Source organism: Erwinia rhapontici (assembly GCF_020683125.1).
In the GTDB taxonomy this organism is placed as follows: domain Bacteria; phylum Pseudomonadota; class Gammaproteobacteria; order Enterobacterales; family Enterobacteriaceae; genus Erwinia; species Erwinia rhapontici.
Window position 1 is genome coordinate 4,219,246 of the sequence record NZ_CP085627.1, and the last position, 24,873, is coordinate 4,244,118.

Consider the following 24,873-nt stretch of genomic DNA (forward strand, 5'->3'; position numbering starts at 1 on the left):
CTGGCATACCTGGCCCGTATTTATATCACGCGCTGTTCTCTGACCCGCCACGACAGCGCAAACGCCACCAGCGCCAGCAGTAACGCCACCCAGTACACCGAGTGATGGCCGAACGTCTCCGCCAGCGCGCCCTGCACAACACCCGCCAGGATCACCCCGGTTGAGATACTGTTGGTAAACAGCGTGGTGGCCGCACCAGGCCGCGACGGCATCAAGTCCTGAAACCAGATCATGCCAATCCCGGCAATAATGCCGATATACACCGCATTAAACAGCTGCAATATCATCAGTGCGCTGCGACTCTGGAACAGCACCAGACCAAGATAAAACAACGCCCCGCAGGCCACCGCCAGCAACATCATATTGCGCTTACCAAAGCGTTTCACGTAGTGCCCTGCCAGCAGCATCACCGGGATCTCCAGCCCCGCCGCCGTCCCCATCAACAGACCGGCCAGCGTATCCGGCATGCCCAGCACGCTACTGATATACAACGGCATATCAATAATATACATCGTGTTACAGGTCCACATCAGGACCGATCCGATAAACAGCATACGCACATCGCGGCTCTTCCAGCCGCTGATATTGGTGATGGGCACGTCTGCTGTCGCGGCCTGCGCGCGCGGCACCGACGGCAGGGTAAACCAGATTAACGCCACACAGACCACGAACAGCAGTGCAGCGACGAGAAACATGGTGGTAAAACCGTAGTTCAGCGCAATGGCAAAAGAGAGCGGTGGCCCAATCACCCACGCCAGTGATAACTGGGCGCGCATCACGGAACTGAACATCACCGCTTCACGGGCAGAGCTGTCAGCATATTCGCGTGCCAACGCAAAAATTTGCGGCATCGCCACGCTGGCGACCGCAGACAAGAAGACCCCGGCGGTAATTAACGTCAGATAATGACGATTGAAGGCGAATAACAACGCGTTACCTATCGCCATCACGCAGCAAAACAGGATCAGCATACGTCGGTCACCACGACTGTCCGAGCGTTTTGCCAGCAGCAGACTGACCACGATCCCCGCCACCGCATTCACCGTATAAAACAGCCCAACCCAGAAGGGGCGCGCCGCCACTTCACGGCTCAGAAACAGGCTAAGAGTGGGGGCCTGCAACGCACCGGCAATCCCAACCATGAAAGAAACCGCCATAAAAGCCAGATAGACCGGATGAATACGACGGCGTTGGAGCGATGTCATGACGGATGCCTCGACTGGCTGAAATAAGAGTGAACAGACTCAGAGCTTAGAAGAAAACCGACGAAAAAAGCCAGCGGCTTACCGCTGGCTGGTGAAAAGCACCATACTCAGAATCAGGGCTTACGCCACTGTGAATGATTGAACGCCATTCCGAAGAATGCCTCCCGCTCTTTCATCTGTTGCCATTATCGCCGTAATATAAGGCAGGAAAAACAGACAGCTTTTAACACAGGGTTCCTCTTTTATGTCCTCACCCCGTTTACAGCAGCAATTTATCCGGCTCTGGCAATGTTGCGACGGCCAGCCACAGGAAACCACGCTCAGCGATCTGGCGGTACAGCTTAGCTGTTCCCGGCGTCATATGCGTAACCTGCTGAATGCCATGCAGGATCAGGGCTGGCTGGAGTGGCAGGCTGAGGCAGGACGCGGCAAGCGTTCACGCCTCACTTTCCGTTATACCGGGCTGGCGTTACAGCAACAACGGGCAGAGGACTTACTGGAACAGGACCGCATCGACCAACTGGTGCAACTGGTGGGGGATAAAAACCGCGTACGTCAGATGCTGCTCTCCCATTTAGGCCGCAGTTTCCGCCAGGGTAAACATATTCTGCGCGTGCTCTACTACCGTCCGTTACTGAATCTGCTGCCCGGGACGCCGCTGCGCCGCTCGGAAACGCATCTTGCGCGGCAAATCTTCAACGGGCTGGCACGGATAAATGAGGAAAACGGGGAAATCGAACCGGATATTGCCCATCACTGGCAACAGATCGCCCCGCTGCACTGGCGCTTCTTTCTGCGCCCGGCCATCCACTTCCATCATGGCCGTGAACTGGAGGTTGAGGACGTCATTGCCACGCTCGTACGCTTAAAAGAGCAACCGCTGTTCAGCCACCTCGAACGTATTGAATGCCACACCCCCTGGACGCTGGATATCCATCTCAGCCAGCAGGATAACTGGCTGCCCTGGCTGCTGGGCAGCGTCAGCGCCATGATCCTGCCGAAAGAGTGGCCGCATATGCGTAATTTTGCCCGTCAGCCGGTGGGCACCGGCGCCTACGAGGTGGAACGCAACCAGCACAGCCAGCTGCGCATTGCCGCCTTTGATGATTACTTTGGTTATCGCGCATTGATTGATGAGGTCAATATCTGGGTGCTGCCGGAGATAAGCGACGAACTGGTTTACTCCGGTGTCAAACTGCAAAGCGAAAGCACCGATGAAAAATCCGAAGAGAGCCGACTGGAAGAGGGCTGCTATTTCCTGATGTTTGATCAGCGTTCTGAGCATGGACGTAACGAACAGCTGCGCCGCTGGATCAGCACCATTTTCAACCCTATCGCCCTGCTGAACCACAGCGGCATTGCCTACCAGCGCTACTGGTTCCCGGCCTACGGCCTGCTGCCACGCTGGCATCATCGCCGCGATATGGCCATTGCTGAGAAACCCGCCGGGCTGACGTCGCTGACCATCACCTGGTACAGCGATCATATTGAACACCAGGGCATTGCCAACGCGCTCGGACCGATCCTTGCCGCACACGGCGTTGAGCTGATCACTCAGGAAATTGATTATGAAAGCTGGTATCGCGGCGAGGCTAAAAGCGATATCTGGCTGGGCAGCGCCAACTTTACCCTGCCGCTGGAGTTCTCTCTGTTTGCCCTGCTGTATGAGATCCCGCTGATGCACCACTGTGTGCCGACTGACTGGGAAAGCGATGCCCGACTCTGGCGCGAGCAGAAACTCTCGCTGGCCGACTGGAGCAAGCAGTTGATCGACAGCAACTTCCTCCATCCGCTGTTCCACCACTGGCTCCTGCTGCATGGACAGCGCAGTATGCGCGGTGTACGCATGAACACGCTGGGCTGGTTCGACTTTAAATCTGCCTGGTTCGCTCCCCCCGAATCATGACGCTTTCGTAACAAAGACGAAACCACTAGAATGAGCCGTTCTCAACGGGGTGCGAAAACATCAGCTGACGCCGGATCACTGCACGACGCCGAATCAATGCCTGCGCAGCACGTTTTCGCTGAGATAAAACCCGTCGAACCTGACCCGGATCATACCGGCGTAGGGATTTGAGAGTGTCACTGACTCAGATCCTTTGCGCATACCTTTAAGGAACGCAAAGTGTTGAAAAAATATTTAGCTCTGCTGGTGCTGTTTTCCCTGCCTGCCCTCGCGGCCAAAGAAACCCTGACGGTTTACACCTACGACTCCTTCTCTGCCGAATGGGGACCGGGGCCTGCCATCAAGAAAGCCTTTGAAGCACAGTGTCACTGTGAACTGACATTCGTGGCCCTTGAAGATGGCGTCTCGCTGTTAAACCGGCTGCGCATGGAAGGCAAAAACAGTAAAGCAGATGTGGTGCTGGGCCTGGATAACAACCTGCTGGATGCCGCAGAAAAAACCGGGCTGTTCGCCGCCTCAAACACCGATACGTCCCACAGTACCGTCCCCGGCGGCTGGAAGAACACGACGTTTGTCCCTTATGACTACGGCTGGTTTGCTTTTGTCTATGACAAAACCAAGCTACAGAACCCGCCGAAAAGCCTGAAAGAATTGGTCGAGAGCGATCGTCCCCTGAAGGTGATCTACGAAGATCCGCGCACCAGCACCCCGGGCCTTGGCCTGCTGTTGTGGATGCAGCAGGTGTTTGGCGATAAAAGCCCGGAAGCCTGGCAGAAGCTGGCAAAGAAAACGGTGACCGTCACTAAAGGCTGGAGCGAGGCGTATGGCCTGTTCCTCAAGGGCGAAAGCGATATGGTGCTCAGCTACACCACCTCTCCCGCTTATCATCTGATTGAAGAGAAGAAAGATCAGTACGCCGCCGCCAACTTCAGCGAAGGGCACTATTTACAGGTGGAAGTCGCCGGTCAGTTGAAGTCCAGCAAGCAACCGAAGCTGGCGCAGCAGTTTATGCAGTTTGTGATGACTCCAGCGTTCCAGGACACCATCGCCACCGGCAACTGGATGTACCCGGCAATCAGCACGACGCTACCGGCGGGCTTCAATACCCTGACCGTCCCCACGACCTCACTGCAATACAGCCCACAGGACGTGGCAACACAGCGCAGCAACTGGATTAGTGCATGGCAACGCGCCGTCAGCCGCTAATTCCCGGCTGGTTAGTGCCCGGCGTGCTGGCTGCGATGCTGCTGGTCAGCGTGGCCTCGTTAGCGTTTTTTGCCCTTTGGCAGAATGCGCCCACCACCGACTGGCGCGGCCTCTGGCAGGATAGCTATCTGTGGCACGTGCTGCGCTTCTCCTTCTGGCAGGCACTGCTGTCCGCGCTGCTCTCGGTGTTGCCCGCCATTCCTCTGGCCCGGGCCCTTTACCGCCGCCGCTTCCCTGGCCGCAGCACGCTGCTGCGGCTGTGTGCCATGACGCTGGTGTTACCGGTACTGGTGGCGGTATTTGGTATTCTCAGCGTATATGGTCGCAGCGGCTGGCTGGCGCAGCTGTGCGCCCTGCTTGGCGTTGACTACACCTTCTCGCCTTACGGCCTGCAAGGTATCCTGCTGGCCCACGTCTTTTTCAACCTGCCACTGGCCACCCGCCTGCTGCTGCAGGCACTGCAGCAGATCCCCGGCGAACAGCGGCAGATCGCTGCACAGCTAGGCCTGAGTGGCTGGGCACATTTTCGTATTGTCGAATGGCCATGGCTACGGCGCCAGATCCTGCCCGCCGCAGCGCTGATCTTTATGCTGTGCTTTGCCAGCTTTGCCACCGTACTGTCGCTGGGCGGCGGTCCGCAGGCGACCACCATTGAGCTGGCGATCTTCCAGGCATTGAGTTTCGACTACGATCCCGGGCGCGCAGCCCTGCTGGCGCTGTTACAGATGCTGTGCTGCCTGGGGCTGGTTATGCTAAGCCAGCGTCTGAGTAAAGCGATCCCAGCGGGCAGCGACAGCCTGGGCGGCTGGCGCAATCCGCAGGACAGCTGCCGTGCTCGCATACTGGATTTGTTGCTGATCGCCGCCGTATTACTGCTGATCCTGCCACCGCTGCTGGCCGTGGTGATCGACGGGTTGAATCAGGGGTTCAGCACGGTACTGCATCAGTCTGCGCTGTGGCAGGCAATGTTAACCTCTGTGCGCATTGCACTGGGAGCGGGAATACTCAGCGTGGTTCTGACGATGATGCTGCTGTGGAGCAGTCGTGAGCTGCGCCTGCGTCAGCGCCCGTTATGGGGACAAACGCTGGAAATGAGCGGTATGCTGATCCTCGCGATGCCTGGGATTGTGCTGGCAACCGGCTTTTTCCTGTTGCTCAACCAGACCATCGGGCTGCCCGAGTCAGCGGAAGGGATGGTGATCGCTACCAACGCACTGATGGCCGTTCCCTACGCGATGAAAGTGCTGGAAAACCCGCTGCGCGATATTGCCGGGCGCTATAGCCTGCTGTGTCTGTCGCTGGATATTCGTGGCTGGAACCGCCTGCGGCTGATTGAACTGCGCGCGCTGAAACGCCCACTGGCACAGGCGCTGGCCTTTGCCTGCGTGTTGTCGATTGGTGATTTTGGCGTAGTGGCGCTGTTCGGTAATGAAAACTTCCGCACACTGCCCTTTTACCTTTATCAGCAGATAGGCTCGTATCGCAGCAGCGACGGTGCGGTCACCGCCCTGTTGCTGCTGTTGCTCTGTTTCCTGCTGTTTACCCTGATTGAAAAACTGCCGGGGCGCCATGTTAAACCTGACTAATCTGACTTATCTGTATCACCACCTGCCAATGCGCTTTACCTTCAGCGTACAGGCGGGTGAACGCCTGGCGATCCTCGGCCCAAGCGGGGCGGGAAAAAGCACCTTACTGAGCCTGATCGCCGGATTTTTACCGGTGAAAAGTGGTGAATTACAGCTGAACGGCAGCGAACATCGCGACAGCGCGCCAGCCCAACGCCCGGTATCGATGCTGTTTCAGGAGAATAACCTGTTCCCACACCTGACCGTGGCGCAAAACATTGGGCTGGGGCTGCACCCTGGCCTGAAGCTTAACCACCAGCAGAAGCATGAGTTACAGAATATCGCCCAGCGCGTCGGTCTGACGGACCACTTACAGCGTCTGCCCCATCAGCTTTCAGGCGGTCAGCGCCAGCGTGCGGCGCTCGCCCGTTGTCTGGTGCGTCAGCAGCCGATCCTGCTGCTGGACGAACCCTTCTCAGCGCTGGATCCGGCGCTGCGTAAAGAGATGTTAGGCCTGGTGGATGACGTCTGTACCGAACGCAATATCACCCTGCTGATGGTGTCGCACAGTATTGAAGACGCCGCGCACATTGCGCCGCGTAGCCTGCTGATTGTTGATGGGCGGGTTTACTGGGATGGCAGCACCGCGCAGTTACAGCGCGGTGCAGTGCCAGAAGCGGCGATATTGGGCATCGCCTTAGAAGAACACATCCCACAATAAGTGACGGAAAATCGGCATCATTGGATGGAACTGGATCGCCGTAAAGCTCACCACCGCCAGCACTATCATCAGCGGCGCCAGCCAGCGCAGACGCGTCAGGGGCAGATACGACGTAGCCCAGTCGTTCTGCTTCCTGGAACGCAGCCAGCGCCAACCCAGCCAGCAGCCCAGCCATACCAGTATCGCAACGCCTAACAGCAGCCACTTAAAGAGGCCGCTGCTGGCATCCTTTGGCACATCAATCGCCACCCCGGCGAGGATCCCCGGCAATAAGTAAAGCGGCGGCCACAGAATGCAGCCGATGATATTCGGGGGAATAAACTTGCGGACTGGCAGTTCAAGCATTCCGGCGACCAGCGGGATGAGCGGGCGTGTTGGCCCCACAAAGCGGCCAACGATGATGGTAAACATGCTGTGCTCATGCAGCGCGTGCTCCGTTTTATCCATCAGCTTCTGGTGTTTTTTAATAAACGACCAGCGGTGCAGCGGCCCTTTGAACTGCCAGCCAATAAAATAGGAAATCCAGTCGCCCAGCAGACAACCCAATGTGCCAACGGCCCAGGCAGGATACAGCCCAATCTGCCCGCTGCCGATCAGTGCGCCAAATGACGCCATCAATACCGTACCCGGTAACAGCAACCCGACCAGCGCCAGCGATTCAAAAAAAGTCACCAGCCCAACGGCCAGCAGTGACCAGGCCAAAGATTGGGTGATTAAATGTTGCAGCCAGGCTTCCATAACATTCCAAAAAAATGAGCAGAACCCCGGATTGTCCAGAGGCGGCAGGAAAGCGTCAAGGTCTGTTTTGTATGGGAACGTAGCAACGGAGTAAAGGTCTGGATTCAGGAGATGAACACTGTATAAATAAACATGCTAATATTAACACTTCATCACCCCCGGGAGACAGTGTGAACGACGCACAGGCAGGCTTTCTACTCACACGCCACTGGCGGGATACACCCGCTGGCAGTGAAATCACACTCTGGCTGGCGACGGATGCTGGCCCGCAGATGGTGGTGCTGCCGCCGCAGGAGTCCGTGGCGTTTATTCCAGCTGAACAGCAGGCAGCAGCCACGCGGCTGTTAGCGGGTGAGCGCGACTGGCGTTTTGCCCCGCTTGAGTTGAAAGATTTTCGCCAGCGTCCGGTGGTTGGCCTGTATTGCCGACAGCAACGTCAGCTACAAAAGCTGGATAAACTGCTGCGTGAGAATGGCATCACGCTGTATGAAACGGATGTACGTCCGCCGGAGCGCTTCCTGATGGAGCGGTTTATCACCGCTCCCGTCTGGTTCAGCGGTCAGCCCTCCGGGGACCGACTGACACAAACCCGTCTGAAACCACACCCGGATTATCGTCCGCCGCTGAAATGGGTATCGCTGGACATCGAAACAACGCGTCACGGCGAGCTGTACTGCATAGGCCTGGAAGGGTGCGGCCAGCGGGATGTCTACATGCTTGGCCCGGAAAACGGCGATGCCAGCCACCTCGATTTTAATCTGGAATATGTCGCCAGCCGCCCGCTGCTGCTGGAAAAACTCAACGCCTGGTTTGCCCGTCATGACCCCGATGTGCTGATCGGCTGGAACGTGGTGCAGTTCGACCTGCGTGTGCTGCAAAAACATGCCGAACGCTACGGCATACCGCTCAATCTGGGGCGGGGTTACAGCCCGGCGCTGGAATGGCGCGAACACGGGTTTAAGCCGGGTGTTTTCTTCGCCCAGGCCAGCGGACGGCTGATTATTGACGGTATTGAAGCCCTGAAATCTGCCTTCTGGAACTTTGAATCCTTCAGCCTTGAAGCGGTTTCACGCGAACTGCTGGGGGAAGGGAAAGCCATCAATAATCCCTGGCAGCGTATGGAAGAGATTGATCAGCGCTTTGCGGAAGATAAGCCCGCCCTGGCCCACTACAACCTGAAAGACTGCGAACTGGTGACGCGTATTTTCCAGCACACTGAACTGATGCCGTTCCTGCTGGAACGCGCATCGGTAAATGGCCTGGCCGTCGATCGCCACGGCGGTTCGGTGGCCGCATTTGGTCACCTCTACCTGCCGCGTATGCATCGTGCCGGTTTTGTGGCCCCAAATCTGGGGGATGTCGCGCCAGAGGCCAGCCCTGGTGGCTATGTGATGGACTCACAGCCCGGCCTGTATGACTCAGTGCTGGTGCTGGATTATAAAAGCCTGTATCCGTCGATTATCCGCACCTTTTTAATTGACCCGGTCGGGTTGGTTGAAGGCATGGCACAGCCGGATGAGGCCCATTCTGTCGCAGGCTATCGCGGTGCACGTTTTTCCCGCACCAACCACTGCCTGCCCGCCATTGTGAATCAGATCTGGCAGGGACGGGAAGAAGCCAAAAAGCAGGGCAATAAGCCGCTGTCGCAGGCGCTGAAAATCATTATGAATGCCTTTTATGGCGTACTGGGCACCAGCGCCTGTCGTTTCTTCGATCCGCGTCTTGCCTCCTCCATCACCATGCGCGGTCACGATATTATGCGTCAGACCCGGGAACTGATTGAAGCCGAGGGTTTTGATGTGATTTACGGCGATACCGACTCCACCTTCGTCTGGCTAAAATCGGCTCACGACGAAGCGCGCGCAGCGGAGATTGGCCGCCGTCTGGTGGACACCGTCAATCAATGGTGGCAACAGCATCTGCGCGCAGAATTCAACGTAGAAAGCGCACTGGAGCTGGAGTATGAAACCCACTTCAGCCGTTTTCTGATGCCAACCATCCGGGGTGCCGAACAAGGCAGCAAGAAGCGCTATGCGGGGCTGATACGCAGCGGTGAGAAGCCGCGTATGGTCTTTAAAGGATTAGAAACGGTGCGTACCGACTGGACGCCGCTGGCACAAAAATTTCAACAGGAGCTCTATCTGCGCATTTTTACCGGGCAACCCTATCAGGACTATATCCGGGAAACCGTGCGCCAGCTGCTGGAGGGGGAACTGGACGATCAGCTCACTTACAGTAAAAGGCTGCGTCGCCCGCTGGGTGAATACCAACGAAATGTGCCCCCGCACGTGCGTGCCGCACGTATCGCTGATGAACAAAACCAGAAGCTTGGCCGGCCACTGCTCTACCAGAAAGGCGGGAAAATCCGCTATGTGATGGCCACCTCTGGCCCGGAACCGCTGGAAGCGAGGATCACGCCACTGGACTACGATCACTATCTGACGCGCCAGTTACAACCGGTGGCCGAGGGTATCCTGCCGTTTATGCAGGATGACTTTGCTACACTGGTAACAGGACAGCTGGGGCTTTTTTGACAGGTGACGAATGGGCGACCTTCCAGTACCATAGCGCTCCTCCTAAGTATCAATCGTTCTGAATTCACCGCCAGGTACTTTTTTACCGGGCAGCAGTGCTATTGCCTGAAACAAACTAGACGAGAATCGAGCCGAATATTTATGCCTTTTACACTTGGTCAACGCTGGATAAGCGATACGGAAAGCGAACTGGGATTGGGAACTGTGGTTGCCGTAGATACACGTATGGTCACCCTGCTCTTTCCTGCCACGGGCGAAAACCGTCTCTACGCCAGAAATGATTCTCCCATCACTCGTGTGGTGTTCAATCCTGGCGACACCATTACCAGCCATGAAGGTTGGCAAATGGTCGTTGACGAGGTAAAAACCGACAATGCCGTTGTCAGCTATGTCGGAACCCGGCTTGATACCGAAGAAGCAAACGTCGTCCTGCGTGAGGTGATGCTCGACAGCAAACTGGTGTTTGGTAAACCACAGGATCGCCTGTTTGCCGGACAACTGGATCGTATGGACCGTTTCGCGCTGCGTTTTCGCGCGCGTAAATATCAGAGTGAGCAGTACCGCCTGGCCACCAGCGGCCTGCGCGGTATGCGTACCAGCCTGATCCCCCACCAGTTGCATATCGCTCACGATGTCGGCCGCCGTCATGCGCCGCGCGTGCTGCTGGCCGATGAAGTGGGCTTAGGGAAAACCATCGAAGCCGGGATGATCATCCACCAGCAACTGCTGGCGGGCCGCGCCGAACGTATTCTGATTGTTGTGCCAGAAACGTTGCAGCATCAGTGGCTGGTTGAGATGCTGCGTCGCTTCAACCTGCGCTTTGCCCTGTTTGATGATGACCGTTACGCCGAAGCCCAGCACGACAGCGACAACCCGTTTGAAACCGAGCAGATGATTATCTGTTCGCTCGACTTTGTCCGCCGCAATAAGCAGCGTCTGGAAAAACTGGCCGATGCCGAGTGGGACCTGATGGTTGTGGATGAAGCCCATCACCTCGTCTGGTCTGAAGAAGCACCAAGCCGTGAGTATCAGGTGATTGAGCAACTGGCCGAGCAGATCCCGGGCATCCTGCTGCTGACCGCTACCCCGGAACAGCTGGGGATGGAAAGCCACTTTGCGCGTCTGCGTCTGCTGGATCCCAATCGTTTCCACGACTTCGCACAGTTTGTTGAAGAGCAGAAGCACTTCCGTCCGATTGCTGATGCCGTCGCGATGCTGCTGGCCGACAAAACCATCGGTAACGATGAGCTGAATCTGCTCAATGATCTGATGGGTGAACAGGATATTGAGCCGCTGCTGCAAACCGCCAACAGCGACCGTGAAGGCAAGCTGGAAGCTCGTCAGGAGCTGATCAGCATGTTGATGGACCGCCACGGCACCAGCCGCGTGCTGTTCCGTAACACCCGTAACGGTGTGAAAGGCTTCCCGAAACGCGAACTGCATCAGATCCGTCTGCCACTGCCGACGCAGTATCAGACGGCAATCAAAGTCTCCGGCATTATGAGCGCCCGTAAATCAGCGGATGAGCGCGCACGCGATATGCTCTACCCGGAGCAGATTTATCAGGAATTTGAAGGCGACAGCGGCACCTGGTGGAACTTCGACCCGCGTGTAGAGTGGCTGATGGGCTTCCTGACCAGCAACCGCGACAAAAAAGTGCTGGTGATTTGCGCCAAGGCAGCCACAGCCCTGCAACTGGAGCAGGTACTGCGTGAGCGCGAAGGTATTCGTGCCGCCGTGTTCCACGAAGGTTTGTCGATCATCGAACGTGACCGCGCAGCGGCATGGTTTGCCTCGGAAGAAGATGGCGCTCAGGTGCTGCTGTGTTCGGAAATCGGTTCAGAAGGCCGTAACTTCCAGTTCGCCAGCCAGATGGTGATGTTCGACCTGCCCTTTAACCCGGACCTGCTGGAGCAGCGTATCGGCCGTCTTGACCGTATTGGTCAGGCACACGATATCCAGATCCACGTCCCTTATCTGGAAAAAACCGCGCAGTCGGTGCTGGTACAGTGGTATCACGAAGGGCTGGATGCGTTTGAGCACACCTGCCCGACCGGTCGTACCGTTTACGACAGCGTTTATGCGCCCCTGATTGAGTACCTGGCCGCGCCGGAAAATACCGAAGGGCTGGATGACTTTATCCATCAGTGCCGTAAACAGCATGATGCCCTGAAAATACAGCTGGAGCATGGCCGCGATCGCCTGCTGGAACTGAACTCCAACGGCGGCGAAAAAGCTCAGGCGCTGGCGAACCTGATCGCCGAGCAGGATAACGATATTGAGCTGGTGAACTTCGCACTCAACCTGTTCGATATCGTGGGCATTAATCAGGAAGATCGCAGCGATAACCTGATTATCCTGACCCCAGGCGATCATATGCTGGTGCCAGACTTCCCTGGCCTGCCAGAAGATGGCTGTACTATCACCTTCGACCGTAATCAGGCGCTGTCGCGTGAAGATGCCCAGTATGTCAGCTGGGAGCACCCGATCATCCGTAACGGTCTGGATCTGATCCTCTCCGGTGATACCGGCAGCTGCGCGATTTCACTGCTGAAAAACAAAGCGCTGCCGGTTGGTACCCTGCTGCTGGAGCTGATCTACGTGGTGGAAGCTCAGGCGCCGAAGCATCTGCAACTGACACGCTTCCTGCCGCCTACGCCGGTGCGCATGCTGGTTGACCGCAAGGGCACTAATCTGGCCGCGAAGGTGGAGTTCGAAAGCTTCAACCGTCAGCTTAACGCGGTCAACCGCCACACCGGCAGCAAGCTGGTCAATGCCGTACAGCAGGATGTCCATGAGATCATCAAACTGTCGGAAGATGAGGCGGCCGTAGAAGCCCGCAAGCTGATCGATGCAGCACGCGCAGAAGCGAATGAGAAACTGAGTGCCGAACTGTCACGTCTGCAAGCATTAAGCGCCGTCAACCCAAACATCCGCCAGGATGAAATGGATGCGCTGGAAAACAACCGTGATCAGGTGCTGGCGAATCTGGACGAAGCGGGCTGGCGCCTGGACGCGCTGCGCCTGATCGTTGTCACACATCAGTAACGAGACAGGGCCGGCGCACGCCGGCCCTTACGAGAGAGTTATGGAACCCTACAACCCACCACAAGAACCCTGGCTGCATATTCTCTATCAGGATGACCACATCATGGTGGTGAATAAGCCCAGTGGACTCCTTTCCGTTCCCGGTCGTCTGGAAGAGCACAAAGACAGCGTAATGACGCGCGTACAGCGTGATTATACAGCCGCGGAATCGGTCCATCGCCTGGATATGGCCACCAGCGGTGTGATTGTGGTGGCACTGACAAAAGCCGCCGAGCGTGAGCTGAAGCGGCAGTTCCGCGAACGTGAACCGCAGAAAACCTATGTGGCGCGCGTCTGGGGACATCCGCAGCCAGAAAAAGGGTTGGTCGATCTACCGTTAATTTGTGACTGGCCGAACCGGCCGAAGCAGAAAGTTTGTTTTGAAACCGGTAAGTCTGCACAAACGGAATATCAGGTGCTGGATTACGCCAGTGATAACAGTGCCCGCGTACAGTTAAAACCGATTACCGGGCGCTCGCACCAGCTACGCGTGCATATGCTGGCGCTTGGCCATCCGATCCTCGGTGATAACTTCTATGCGCACGACGAGGCAAAAGCGATGGCTCCTCGCCTGCAGCTGCACGCCGAGAGCCTGAGCATTACCCATCCACAGTTCGGTACGCCGATGACATTCAGGCAACCAGCGGATTTCTGATTTATTGCCTGGCATCGGCACGGGGTGGGCATCACGCGAACGGGTTGGTGCAAATCATCGGCACGGGGCGGGCATGCCCGCCCCCTACAATGTGTGTTTCGTCGTAGCCGGGCATGCCAGCACCGACAATGTGTGTTTCGTCGTAGCCGGGTATGCCAGCACCGACAATGTGTGTTTCGTAGTGGCCGGGCATGCCCGGCCAGCCAGCCTGATAACTATTTAAACCCTTTCTCGCGTTTGATGAGATCGTACGCGCCCTGAATCTCCTGCGCTTTCTGCTTCGCCATCTCCATCATCTCTGGCGGTAAGCCTTTCGCCACCAGCTTATCCGGGTGATGCTCCCCCATCAGCTTGCGATAAGCGCGTTTGATGGTGGTGCCATCGTCAGTGCTTTTCACCCCCAGCACGCTACAGGCATCTTCCAGCGTGGGTCCACGCTGCGCCCCCGTAAATCCGCCCTGAGACGATCCACTATAGTGCGAACCACCGCCAAACTGCTGACCGCTCTCCATCATCCGTAAGAACTGATCGAACTGCGCGCGCGAAATGCCCAGCTCCTCGGCAATCACATACAGCACCTGGCGCTCATTGGGATGCAGTGAACCGTCGGCAAACGCAGCCTGAATCTGAATTTCCAGGAACATACGGATCAGATCGAAACGGCCAAAACAGGCGCTACGCAACTCACGCAGCTTGTCCCGCAGAGGATAATCGCCCTCCTTGCCTTCGCGGAAAGCCTGCTGCGCGGCAATACGGCCGTTACTGTCCAACTGCATACGATCCATCAGCAGCGATGCCATCTGAATGTCGGCATCCGTCACCCGGCCTTTTGACTTTGTCAGATGCCCCATCACCTGGAAGGTGGTGCGGAAAAACAGCGCCTGACGCGTCTGTTGATTCGCAAAATAGCCCTGCCGTGCCGGCGAACGTGCTTTATCTATCAGATGCCCGGCCACAAGGCCAAAAAGCACACCCCAGAAGCCCGCACCCGATAAGAAACCCAGCACAAGACCCAATACTTTTCCCCAATAGCGCATATACTCCTCAATTCGCCATGCTGAAGGCTAAAAATTGCATTATCATACCTGTCATTTCTCTCACAGCCTATTGGTACGCGGCCAGACAACCAGAAGTATACCTGTCATAAAAGATGCAGGGTATGACTAGCGCAATGCAGTTGAGTACGTTAGTCTCTGACCGTTTGTCGGCATGATGCCAGTGATTACGGAATTCTCGATACCGCGTATGAATAAAAGACTACCTACGTTGCTGGCCACCTTGATTGGTTCAGCACTCTACAGCCATCAAGGGCTGGCTGATGACCTCGCATCCCAATGTATGCTCGGGGTGCCCAGTTACGACCGTCCGCTGGTACAGGGAAAGGCAACCAACCAATTACCCGTAACGATTGATGCCGATAGTGCCAAAGGCAATTATCCCGATGATGCAGTCTTTACCGGTAATGTGGATATTCGTCAGGGCAATAGCCGTCTGCAATCCGACGAAGTTCAGTTGCATCAAAAAATGCTCAGTGGGCAGACAACGCCAACACGTACCGTCGATGCACTGGGTAATGTGCACTACGATGACAACCAGGTCATCCTGAAAGGTCCGAAAGCCTGGTCAAACCTGAATACCAAAGACACCAACGTGTGGAATGGTAACTACCAGATGGTAGGCCGCCAGGGGCGCGGTGATGCTGACCAGATGAAACTACGTGATGATAACCGCTACACCATTCTGGAAAACGGCACGTTTACCTCCTGTCTGCCGGGTCAGAATAGCTGGAGCGTGGTCGGCTCTGAAATTATTCATGACCGCGATGAACAGCTGGCTGAAATCTGGAACGCCCGCTTCAAACTGGGCTCGGTGCCGATATTCTACAGCCCTTATTTACAGCTCCCGGTGGGCGATAAGCGCCGTTCCGGCTTCCTGATCCCGAATGCAAAATACGGCAGTAACAGCGGCTTCGAGTTTATGCTGCCGTACTACTGGAACATTGCACCGCAGGCCGATGCCACGCTGACACCGCACTATATCAGCCGCCGTGGCATGCAGTGGCAGAATGAATTCCGTTATCTGACTGGCGCAGGTACAGGTCTGGTGGAGTTCGACTATCTGAATTCAGACCGCGTCTATAACAGCGATCATCCGGATGATAAAGACGCCAATCGCTGGCTGTTCTACTGGCGTCATTCTGGCGTTTACGATCAGCACTGGCGGTTCAACGCCGATTACACCAAAGTCAGCGATCCTTACTATTTCACCGATCTCGACTCGGTGTATGGTTCAACCACTGATGGCTACGTTACGCAGAAGTTCAGCATTGGGTATGCGGAACAAAACTGGGATGCCACGCTGTCGACCAAACAGTTCCAGATTTTCTCCACCAACGCCACTAACGATGTGTATCGTGCCGAACCGCAGTTCGACTTCAATTATTACAATAATGATATCGGACCGTTCGATACGCACGTCTATGCGCAGGCAGTGAAATTTACCAATGTGGATGAACGTTTGCCAGATGCCACGCGTCTGCATCTTGAACCCACCATTGACCTGCCGCTCTCCAACGGCTGGGGCAGCATCAATACCGAAGCCAAACTGCTGGCCACGCATTACGAGCAGAACGACATTGATTATTACAACTCGCTCAGCACCAGTAGCGATAATCAGCTGAAAGACTCGGTGAATCGCGTCATGCCGCAGTTTAAAGTCGACGGCAAGATGGTATTTGACCGGGATATGAACTGGTCACCGGGTTACACGCAGACGCTGGAACCGCGCGTGCAGTACCTCTACACGCCTTATCGTGATCAGAGCGACATCCGCGCCTACGACTCCACGCTGCTGCAAAGTGACTATACTGGCCTGTTCCGGGACCGTACCTACAGCGGCCTGGATCGCATCGCTTCAGCCAACCAGGTCACTACCGGTGTGACCTCGCGAATTTTTGATAACGATCTGGTTGAACGTTTTAATGCTTCCATTGGTCAAATCTACTCGTTCACCCCTGCTCGTACCGGGTTGAACAACACGGATGACGACGACCGCGGCAGCCTGGTGTGGGCTGGCGACACTTACTGGAGGGTGAGTGACAACTGGTCAGCACGCGGTGGATTGCAATACGACACCCGTCTGAATAACGTTTCTCAGGGTAACGCCGTGCTGGAATGGCGTCGTGATGCTGACCGTATGGTGCAGTTGAACTACCGCTATACCAGCGAGGAGTATGTTCAGCAAACGCTGACCCAGTACAACAATGCGTTGTACCAGAAAGGAATTTCGCAGGTTGGTGCAACAGCAAGCTGGCCTATCGCTGATGCATGGTCAGTGGTCGGTGCATGGTATTACGATACCAAAGCAAACCAGGCTGCCGATCAACTGCTCGGTGTACAGTACAGCTCCTGTTGTTATGCACTCCGTCTGGGCTATGAACGTAAAATCACCAGCTGGGAAAACGACAGCAGTAAATATGACAATAAAATCTCGTTCAACATTGAACTGCGTGGCCTCAGCCCAAGCTATGGCTTAGGCACCGGTCAAATGCTGCGTCAGGGCATCCTGCCTTATCAACGCGCTTTCTGATGTTGTAATGTTTGGTATGCAAACCCGCAGTGCGGATAGAAGAATGGAAAAAGTATGAAGAACTGGAGAATGCTGATCCTCGGTGCAGCCCTGACAGCCAACACTGCGTTCGCAGCCCCGCAAGTTGTTGATAAAGTTGCCGCCATCGTGAATAACGGCGTAGTGTTAGAAAGTGACGTGGACGGCATGATGCAGTCCGTGAAAGGCCAGTCGCAGCAAGCCGGCCAGCAGTTACCGGATGATAAAACCCTGCGTCACCAGATCGTTGAACGTCTGGTGATGGATAATATCCTGCTACAGATGGCCAAACAGGCCGGAATTCAGGTGAGTGATGCGCAGCTGGATCAGGCGATTGGTAACATCGCCGCGCAGAACAAAATGAGTGTTGATCAGTTGCGTAGCCGTCTGGCGTACGATGGCATGAACTATGCCACCTACCGCGAGCAGATCCGCAAAGAGATGATCACCTCAGAAGTCCGTAACAACGAAGTGCGTCGTCGTGTCACGATCCTGCCTCAGGAAGTGGATCAGCTGGCAACGCAGATGGCATCGCAGAATGATGCTGGCACTGAGTTGAACCTCAGCCACATCCTGTTGCCACTGCCGGAAAACCCGACCCAGCAGCAGGTTGACGATCAGGAAAGCCTGGCAAAACAGCTGGCAGGTGAAGCCAAATCCGGTTCGGATTTCGGTAAACTGGCTATCACCTACTCTGCTGACCCACAAGCGCTGAAGGGCGGCAACATGGGCTGGGGCCGTATTCAGGAGCTGCCATCCCTGTTTGCTCAGGCGCTGGTGACAGCGAAAAAAGGCGATATCATTGGTCCGATCCGCTCCGGTGTGGGTTTCCATATTCTGAAAGTGAACGATATGCGCGGTGATAACCAGAGCATTTCAGTCACTGAAGTACATGCACGCCATATCTTGCTCAAACCATCCCCGATCATGACTGACGATCAGGCCCGTCAGAAGTTGCAAGAAGTGGCCGCTGAGATCAAAAGTGGCAAGCTGACCTTTGCCGACGCTGCTAAACAACTGTCGCAGGATCCGGGTTCAGCGAACCAGGGCGGCGATCTGGGTTGGAGCTCACCGGAAGTGTACGATCCTGCTTTCCGTGATGCCCTGCTGCGTCTGCAAAAAGGCCAGGTGAGCGGCCCGGTTCACTCTTCCTTCGGCTGGCATCTGATCCAGTTGCTGGATACCCGCAAGGTGGATAAAACTGACGCGGCGAAGAAAGAGCGTGCTTACCGCCTGCTGTTCAACCGTAAATTCTCGGAAGAAGCGCAAACCTGGATGCAGGAACAACGTGCTGCCGCCTACGTGAAAATTCTGGATGCGAATGCTCAGTAATCAACGTGTGGTGGTGACCCCCGGCGAACCCGCCGGGATTGGTCCCGATTTAATCGTTCAACTGGCACAGCTTGCCTGGCCGGTTGAACTGGTTGTCTGTGCTGACCCCGAGCTGCTGCGCACCCGCGCGGCAGCTTTGCATTTACCCCTGACCCTGCGCGAATATCTTCCGGGAAGCCCGGCGCAATCCCAGCAGGCAGGTACGCTCACCGTGCTGACTGTGCCGCTGACACAGCCAGCGGTTGCAGGCGAGCTTTGCGTGGATAATGGTCACTATGTGCTGGCAACCCTTGCCCGCGCCTGTGACGGCTGTCTGAGCGGCGAATTCGCCGCCCTGATCACCGGACCGGTGCACAAGGGTGTCATCAACGATGCCGGCATCCCGTTTAGCGGGCATACCGAATTCTTCGCCGAACGCGCTGGCTGTGAGCGCGTGGTGATGATGTTGGCAACGGAGGAGTTGCGTGTTGCGCTGGTGACTACCCATTTGCCGCTGAAAGATGTGGCGGCCGCCATTACCCGCGACAGCCTGTATGAAGTGATCACCCTCCTCCACGCCGACCTGCAAAGCAAGTTTGGTCTGGCTTCACCGCATATCTTTGTTTGCGGTCTGAACCCCCATGCAGGGGAAGGCGGCCATATGGGCCGTGAAGAGATCGATGTGATTATCCCGGCGCTGGATGAACTCCGCCAGCGCGGTATGCAACTGACTGGACCTCTGCCAGCAGATACCCTGTTCCAGCCCAAGTATCTGCAACATGCTGATGCGGTGCTGGCGATGTATCACGATCAGGGGCTTCCAGTGCTAAAATATCAGGGCTTTGGTCGGGCGGTGAATATCACCCTCGGTCTGCCATTTATCCGTACGTCTGTTGACCACGGCACAGCTCTCGAGCTGGCTGGAAGCGGCCAGGCTGATGCGGGCAGCTTTAAGACGGCGCTTAACCTCGCCATTACCATGATTAAGAGCAGTAATGAATAGTCGCGTTCACCAGGGCCACTTCGCCCGCAAACGTTTTGGACAGAACTTCCTTAACGATCCGTACATTATCGAAAGCATCGTCAATGCCATCCACCCACAAAAGGGCGAGGCGGTTGTCGAAATCGGCCCAGGCCTTGCTGCACTTACCGAGCCGGTAGGCGAGCGTCTGGACGCCATGACAGTGATTGAGATTGACCGCGATCTTGCCGCGCGTCTGCAAACTCATCCGTTCCTTGGCCCAAAACTGACCATTTTCCAGCAGGATGCGATGGCCTTTGACTTCGCCGCCTATGCGCAGGAAAAAGGTCAAAAGCTGCGTGTGTTCGGTAATCTGCCGTATAACATCTCCACTCCCCTGATGTTCCATCTGTTTAGCTATACCGGTGCCATTCAGGACATGCACTTTATGTTGCAAAAAGAAGTGGTTAACCGCCTGGTTGCCGGGCCTGGCAGCAAAGCCTACGGTCGTCTGACCGTCATGGCACAGTATTACTGCCAGGTGATCCCGGTGCTGGAAGTGCCACCCGAATCCTTTACCCCGGCACCGAAAGTCGACTCTGCCGTGGTGCGTCTGATGCCTTATGCACAGATCCCACACCCGGTTGACGACATTCGTGCCCTGAGCCGCATCACCACGGAAGCCTTCGGTAAACGCCGTAAAACCCTGCGCAACAGCCTCGGCCATCTTTTCTCTGCGGAAGCACTGGCAGAAATGGAGATTGACCCGACGTTGCGTGCAGAGAATATCAGCGTTGCACAATATTGCCGTATGGCGAACTGGTTGACTGCGCATCCTCAGCCGCAGGAGAACTGAGTATGAACGATACGCCCAAAGTCTGTGTTCAGGTACAAAGTGCCTATATTGCGTCACAGTCTGCACCTGAAGAAGAACGTTATGTGTTTGCTTACACCATCACGATACGTAATCTGGGGCGTATCCCGGCTCAGCTCATTGGCCGTTACTGGCTCATCACTAACGGTAACGGCCGTGAAACCGAAGTTCAGGGCGAAGGTGTGGTTGGCGAACAGCCGCACATCGAGCCTGGCGGCGAGTTTCAGTACACCAGCGGGGCCGTTCTTGAAACCCCGATGGGCACCATGCAGGGTCACTATCAGATGATCGATGCCAACGGCGAACCGTTCACCGTTGATATCCCGGTCTTCCGCCTGGCGATTGCCACCCATATTCACTAATCCGGCCTTTTTGCATGAGCACTTATTTAATCGGTGATGTCCACGGTTGCTACGAAGAATTGCGATCGCTTCTTAACCAGGTCGCCTTCGATCCTCAGGTTGATCAGCTCTGGCTGACCGGCGATCTGGTCGCGCGTGGGCCAGCTTCGCTTGAAGTTCTGCGTTATGTTCGTTACCTCGGGGACTGCGTAAAAATGGTGCTGGGCAACCATGACCTGCATCTGCTGGCGGTCTACGCCGGTATCAGTCGCAATAAACCTAAAGATCGCATTACACCGCTGCTGGAAGCCCCTGATGCTGACCTGCTGATCAACTGGCTACGCCGCCAGCCGCTGTTACAGGTTGATGAAGAAAAAAAGCTGGTGATGGCCCACGCCGGGATCACTCCGCAGTGGGATATCGAGACAGCGAAAAGCTGCGCGCGTGAAGTGGAATCGGTCCTCAGCAGCGATACGTATCCGCTGTTTCTGGATGCGATGTATGGCGATATGCCCAATAACTGGACACCGGAGCTCAGCGGTCTGGCGCGTTTACGCTTCAGTGCCAATGCCCTGACGCGAATGCGTTACTGCTTTCCAAATGGTCAGCTGGATATGATCGCGAAAGAAGCCCCGGACAGCGCTCCCCCACCGCTAAAACCCTGGTTCACCATTCCCGGACCGGTATCGAATGATTACACCATTGCGTTTGGTCACTGGGCATCGCTGGAAGGAAAAGGAACGCCGGAAGGGATTCTCGCCCTGGATACCGGTTGTTGCTGGGGAGGAACATTGACAATGCTACGCTGGGAAGACAAGCGGGTGTTTGTGCAGGTATCGAACCGGAAAAGCGAAATATTGTAAAAGACACCGTTGTTCGGGTCGGGCATGCCCGACCCGTATTATTTTAACGACGGTCTAAAATCTCAAAGCAGAAACTGTGCGAGTTTTTCTCATCAGCATCATGGAACTCGCTGAAGGTTGACTGCCACTCATCCGGCTCGTAGTCCGGGAAATGCGTATCCCCTTCCACTTCGGCATCAATATGCGTCAGATACAAACGGTCAGCACGTGCCAGCATCTGCTCATAAATGCGCCCGCCGCCAATCACCATCAGCTCTTCCACATCACCTGCGGTTTTTAACGCCTCATCAATAGAAGTCACCCAGGTCACACCGTCGGCATCCCCTTTACGGCTGCTGATCACAATATTCAGGCGACCTGGCAACGGGCGTCCAATGGACTCCCAGGTACGGCGGCCCATGATCACGGGTTTATTCAGAGTATGCTTCTTAAACCATGCAAGGTCGGCCGGCAGATGCCATGGCATGGCATTTTCCATCCCAATCACACGGTCGGCCGCAAGGGCCGCAATCAGGCTAATCATCATATAAAACTCAGCAGGGGGTAAAATTGGCGCCATCATACGGAAAGGCGAAACTTTCGTCGATAGCTAACCGGAGGATATTCAGTAAAGGTTTACAGGGTATCGGTTGCGTCACCTTCTGCCTGTTTTTCCCCCACATTAACCCCAGAGGCATGATAGAATTCTCGGCTCGTTCAGCTACAGACCTTCGTTATGTTAGAAACCAGTTTATTTGTCGCCACCATTGCGGCGCTCGGGATGCTTTCTCCCGGCCCTGATTTTTTCCTGATTATCAAAAATGCTGCCCGCTACCGCCGCAGCGCGGCCATGATGACCGCGATGGGCGTGAACTGCGCCGTTGCCACGCATATGGCTTACTGCGTTGCCGGGCTGGCCGTGGTGATCACCACCACGCCGTGGCTGTTTATGCTGCTGAAATATGCCGGTGCCGGTTACCTGATTTATATCGGTATCCAGGCACTGCGTTCCCGTGGCAGCAGTAAAATGGATCTCAGTAACGTGGCCCCTGAGCACACCTCGCTGAAGAAAGCCTTTATGCAGGGTTATCTGTGCAACCTGCTGAACCCCAAAGCTACGCTGTTTTTCCTGTCGATCTTTACCCAGGTATTGAGCGTTGGCTCCAGTGTGCATGAAAAGCTGCTGTATGCGGGTATTATCCTCGGCCTGTCGACGCTGTGGTGGCCGCTATTAGTGGTACTGATCCAGAGCGCCCCGGTACGTCGTGGCCTGGCCAAAGCCCAACGCATCGTTGACAAACTACTGGGTGGCGTACTGATTGCGCTGGGAATTAAAGTCGCACTGTCGTAGGGGTCAGGGACGCCTGACCCGGTGCGGGCTATATATAGCCATAGCCCGCCCCTACAGCCGCACCTGACTGTCCGCATCAAACAGCAGCACGCGATCCACATCGATCTTCATGCCCACCGTCTCCCCCGCCCGGCAATCCGAACGCAACGTGCTGTAGATCATCACCGGCTCACCGTACAGGGTTCCGTGGATCAGCTCGGATAGCCCTGTCGGTTCGATCAGCGACACCTGCAACGGCAACGCCCCTTCATCCGCCAGATCGCATAACGTGATATTTTCCGGGCGGATGCCGTACGTCACCGCCTTCCCCTGTGGCAGCAAGCCGCGATCGCTCAAGGGCAGCACCAGCGGTGCGCTAACCTCGACGCAAGGACCACGATCCCCGGCACGCACGGTACCACTGATAAAGTTCATCGGCGGTGAACCGATAAAGCTGGCGACGAATTTATTCGCCGGTGTGTCATACAGCTCCAGCGGACTGCCTACCTGCTGGATCACACCGTGATTGAGCACCACAATGCGATCCGCCAGCGTCATGGCCTCGACCTGATCGTGGGTCACATAAACAATGGTATTATTCATCTGCTGATGCAGCTTTTTGATCTCCACGCGCATCTGACCGCGCAGCTGGGCATCAAGGTTCGACAGCGGCTCATCGAACAAAAAGACCTGCGGCTGCCGCACAATCGCCCGCCCCATCGCCACGCGCTGGCGCTGGCCACCGGATAACTCTTTTGGCCGCCGGTCGAGTAAATGCGTCAGGCTGAGGATCTCCGCCGCACGCTGCACCGCGGCCTCAATTTCTGCTTTGGGCCGCTTTTGCACTTCCAGGCTGAAGCCCATATTGCGCGCCACGGTCAGGTGCGGATAGAGCGCATAGCTCTGAAACACCATGGAAATATCACGATCTTTCGGTGCCACCTCATTCATCAGCCGCGTGCCAATACGGATGTCACCGCTGCTCGCCAGTTCCAGTCCGGCGATGGTACGCAGCAGCGTCGACTTCCCGCAGCCCGAAGGCCCCACCAGCACCACAAACTCACCATCGGCGATGGTCAGGTTAATATCACGCAGCACTTCAACATTGCCGTACTGCTTCTGGATTTGTCGCAGAGAAATTTGAGCCATCAGGATTATCCTTTTACTGCGCCAGCCGTCAGCCCCTGGATCAGGTAGCGCTGAATGAAGGCGAAAAACAGACACGCGGGGATCAGTGCCAGCACGGCGGCAGCCATCATATCTCCCCAGGAAACGGCGAATTTCGACACGAAGCTCAGCAATCCTACCGGGAAGGTCATCACATCGTTTTGGTTGATCAGCATCAGTGAGAACAGCAGCTCACTCCACGCGGCAGTGAACACAAATCCCAGCGTGGCGGCCATGCCCGGCAGTGTCAGTGGCACCAGTACGCGGTACAGCGCCTGAAAACGTGTGCAGCCTTCCAGCATGGCGGACTCTTCCAGATCTTTCGGGATTGCATCGAAAAATGACTGCATCAAAAAAGTGGCAAACGGCACGTTAAATGCGCTGTAGACCAGGATCAGGCCCAGCAGGCTGTTGGTCAGCCCGAGCGGTGCCATCACTTTGTAGATTGGGGCCAGGATCATCACCAGCGGGAACATCTGCGTAAACAGCAGCAGCGCCGCCATCACCGTTTTTCCACGGAAACCAAAGCGTGAAAATGTATAGCCCGCTGCCGCTGCCACCACCGTGGACAAGCCCGCGGTGCCAAACGACACAATCAGACTGTTGGTAAAGAAGGTCGGGAAATCGCTCTCCACCAGCACGCGCTTAAAATGGTCAAGGGTCAGCGCAGCGGGCCACAGGGTCACCCCTTCGCTGAACAGCAACGGGTCAGGCGTAAAGGCAATTTTAATCACCCAGTAGAGCGGAAACAGCGCAAATACCAGATAGAACAGGATACCGACGCGGTGCCCAATCAAACGTAACAGTGCGTTCATCGACCTCTC

Annotated in this window: 20 protein-coding genes and 1 riboswitch; of the genes, 14 read left to right on the forward strand and 6 right to left on the reverse strand. The window is 56.0% G+C overall.

Annotated features, from left to right (window positions below):
* Window positions 1-20 precede the first annotated feature (20 nt).
* Window positions 21-1,205, reverse strand: coding sequence for an MFS transporter (locus tag LJN55_RS19470; RefSeq protein ID WP_227535077.1), 1,185 nt, complete (start codon window positions 1,203-1,205; stop codon window positions 21-23).
* 244 nt (window positions 1,206-1,449) lie between these two features.
* On the opposite strand from LJN55_RS19470, the gene sgrR reads away from it, so the two are divergent.
* From sgrR to thiQ, 4 genes are all read left to right on the forward strand, one after another.
* Window positions 1,450-3,111: an HTH-type transcriptional regulator SgrR gene (sgrR, locus tag LJN55_RS19475; protein WP_227535078.1), complete on the forward strand. Its 1,662-nt coding sequence runs from the start codon at window positions 1,450-1,452 to the stop codon at window positions 3,109-3,111.
* Window positions 3,112-3,146: 35 nt separating this feature from the next.
* Window positions 3,147-3,295: riboswitch (TPP riboswitch) on the forward strand.
* Window positions 3,296-3,330: 35 nt separating this feature from the next.
* Window positions 3,331-4,317: a thiamine ABC transporter substrate binding subunit gene (gene thiB, locus LJN55_RS19480; protein ID WP_227535079.1), complete on the forward strand. Its 987-nt coding sequence runs from the start codon at window positions 3,331-3,333 to the stop codon at window positions 4,315-4,317.
* Entirely contained in the window at window positions 4,293-5,903 is a 1,611-nt protein-coding gene (gene thiP, locus LJN55_RS19485; protein ID WP_159336883.1) for a thiamine/thiamine pyrophosphate ABC transporter permease ThiP, read from the forward strand. The genes thiB and thiP overlap by 25 nt, the downstream gene beginning before the upstream one ends.
* Complete coding sequence (gene thiQ, locus LJN55_RS19490) at window positions 5,887-6,603, forward strand: thiamine ABC transporter ATP-binding protein ThiQ (protein ID WP_227535080.1); 717 nt, start codon at window positions 5,887-5,889, stop codon at window positions 6,601-6,603. Before thiP ends, thiQ begins: the two co-directional genes overlap by 17 nt.
* Here the strand turns inward: thiQ and LJN55_RS19495 are convergent.
* Window positions 6,580-7,341: a DedA family protein gene (locus LJN55_RS19495; protein ID WP_133842323.1), complete on the reverse strand. Its 762-nt coding sequence runs from the start codon at window positions 7,339-7,341 to the stop codon at window positions 6,580-6,582. The genes thiQ and LJN55_RS19495 overlap by 24 nt on opposite strands.
* A gap of 170 nt (window positions 7,342-7,511) precedes the next feature.
* Between LJN55_RS19495 and polB the strand changes: the two genes are divergently transcribed.
* The 3 genes from polB (at window position 7,512) to rluA (ending at window position 13,617) form a co-directional block, all read left to right on the forward strand.
* Window positions 7,512-9,875 carry a DNA polymerase II gene (gene polB / locus LJN55_RS19500; RefSeq protein WP_171149232.1) on the forward strand — a complete coding sequence of 788 codons (2,364 nt, stop codon included), beginning with the start codon at window positions 7,512-7,514 and terminating at the stop codon, window positions 9,873-9,875.
* A 141-nt stretch (window positions 9,876-10,016) separates the two neighbouring features.
* Window positions 10,017-12,923, forward strand: coding sequence for an RNA polymerase-associated protein RapA (gene rapA, locus LJN55_RS19505; protein ID WP_227535081.1), 2,907 nt, complete (start codon window positions 10,017-10,019; stop codon window positions 12,921-12,923).
* Between the two features lie 40 nt (window positions 12,924-12,963).
* Window positions 12,964-13,617, forward strand: a complete 654-nt coding sequence (rluA, locus tag LJN55_RS19510) for a bifunctional tRNA pseudouridine(32) synthase/23S rRNA pseudouridine(746) synthase RluA (RefSeq protein ID WP_227535082.1) — start codon at window positions 12,964-12,966, stop codon at window positions 13,615-13,617.
* A 215-nt stretch (window positions 13,618-13,832) separates the two neighbouring features.
* Here the strand turns inward: rluA and djlA are convergent, their stop codons facing one another.
* The gene (gene djlA / locus LJN55_RS19515) at window positions 13,833-14,654 is read right to left on the reverse strand and encodes a co-chaperone DjlA (protein ID WP_133842327.1); all 822 of its coding nucleotides are present in this window, start codon (window positions 14,652-14,654) and stop codon (window positions 13,833-13,835) included.
* Between the two features lie 172 nt (window positions 14,655-14,826).
* On the opposite strand from djlA, the gene lptD reads away from it, so the two are divergent.
* From lptD to apaH, 6 genes are read left to right on the forward strand one after another with little or no spacing between them, the layout of a single operon-like run.
* Window positions 14,827-17,205: an LPS assembly protein LptD gene (lptD, locus tag LJN55_RS19520; RefSeq protein WP_133842328.1), complete on the forward strand. Its 2,379-nt coding sequence runs from the start codon at window positions 14,827-14,829 to the stop codon at window positions 17,203-17,205.
* A gap of 54 nt (window positions 17,206-17,259) precedes the next feature.
* Complete coding sequence (gene surA, locus LJN55_RS19525; RefSeq protein ID WP_133842329.1) at window positions 17,260-18,555, forward strand: peptidylprolyl isomerase SurA; 1,296 nt, start codon at window positions 17,260-17,262, stop codon at window positions 18,553-18,555.
* On the forward strand, window positions 18,545-19,537 hold the full coding sequence (gene pdxA, locus LJN55_RS19530) for a 4-hydroxythreonine-4-phosphate dehydrogenase PdxA (protein WP_227535083.1): 993 nt from the start codon (window positions 18,545-18,547) through the stop codon (window positions 19,535-19,537). Before surA ends, pdxA begins: the two co-directional genes overlap by 11 nt.
* Window positions 19,530-20,351, forward strand: a complete 822-nt coding sequence (gene rsmA, locus LJN55_RS19535; protein ID WP_133842331.1) for a 16S rRNA (adenine(1518)-N(6)/adenine(1519)-N(6))-dimethyltransferase RsmA — start codon at window positions 19,530-19,532, stop codon at window positions 20,349-20,351. The genes pdxA and rsmA overlap by 8 nt, the downstream gene beginning before the upstream one ends.
* Before the next feature lie 2 nt (window positions 20,352-20,353).
* Complete coding sequence (gene apaG / locus LJN55_RS19540; RefSeq protein ID WP_133842332.1) at window positions 20,354-20,731, forward strand: Co2+/Mg2+ efflux protein ApaG; 378 nt, start codon at window positions 20,354-20,356, stop codon at window positions 20,729-20,731.
* Window positions 20,732-20,745: 14 nt separating this feature from the next.
* Window positions 20,746-21,573, forward strand: coding sequence for a bis(5'-nucleosyl)-tetraphosphatase (symmetrical) ApaH (gene apaH, locus LJN55_RS19545; protein ID WP_227535084.1), 828 nt, complete (start codon window positions 20,746-20,748; stop codon window positions 21,571-21,573).
* 43 nt (window positions 21,574-21,616) lie between these two features.
* Here apaH and folA read toward each other — a convergent pair whose 3' ends face one another.
* Window positions 21,617-22,099 (reverse strand): type 3 dihydrofolate reductase, encoded by a 483-nt coding sequence (gene folA / locus LJN55_RS19550; RefSeq protein ID WP_171149235.1) that lies wholly within the window; start codon window positions 22,097-22,099, stop codon window positions 21,617-21,619.
* 189 nt (window positions 22,100-22,288) lie between these two features.
* Here folA and LJN55_RS19555 point away from each other — a divergent pair, with 189 nt between their 5' ends.
* On the forward strand, window positions 22,289-22,903 hold the full coding sequence (locus LJN55_RS19555) for a LysE family translocator (protein WP_159336879.1): 615 nt from the start codon (window positions 22,289-22,291) through the stop codon (window positions 22,901-22,903).
* Window positions 22,904-22,954: 51 nt separating this feature from the next.
* Here LJN55_RS19555 and LJN55_RS19560 read toward each other — a convergent pair whose 3' ends face one another.
* Window positions 22,955-24,031, reverse strand: a complete 1,077-nt coding sequence (locus LJN55_RS19560) for an ABC transporter ATP-binding protein (RefSeq protein WP_133842335.1) — start codon at window positions 24,029-24,031, stop codon at window positions 22,955-22,957.
* A 5-nt stretch (window positions 24,032-24,036) separates the two neighbouring features.
* Window positions 24,037-24,864: a carbohydrate ABC transporter permease gene (locus LJN55_RS19565; protein WP_227535085.1), complete on the reverse strand. Its 828-nt coding sequence runs from the start codon at window positions 24,862-24,864 to the stop codon at window positions 24,037-24,039.
* Window positions 24,865-24,873 lie beyond the last annotated feature (9 nt).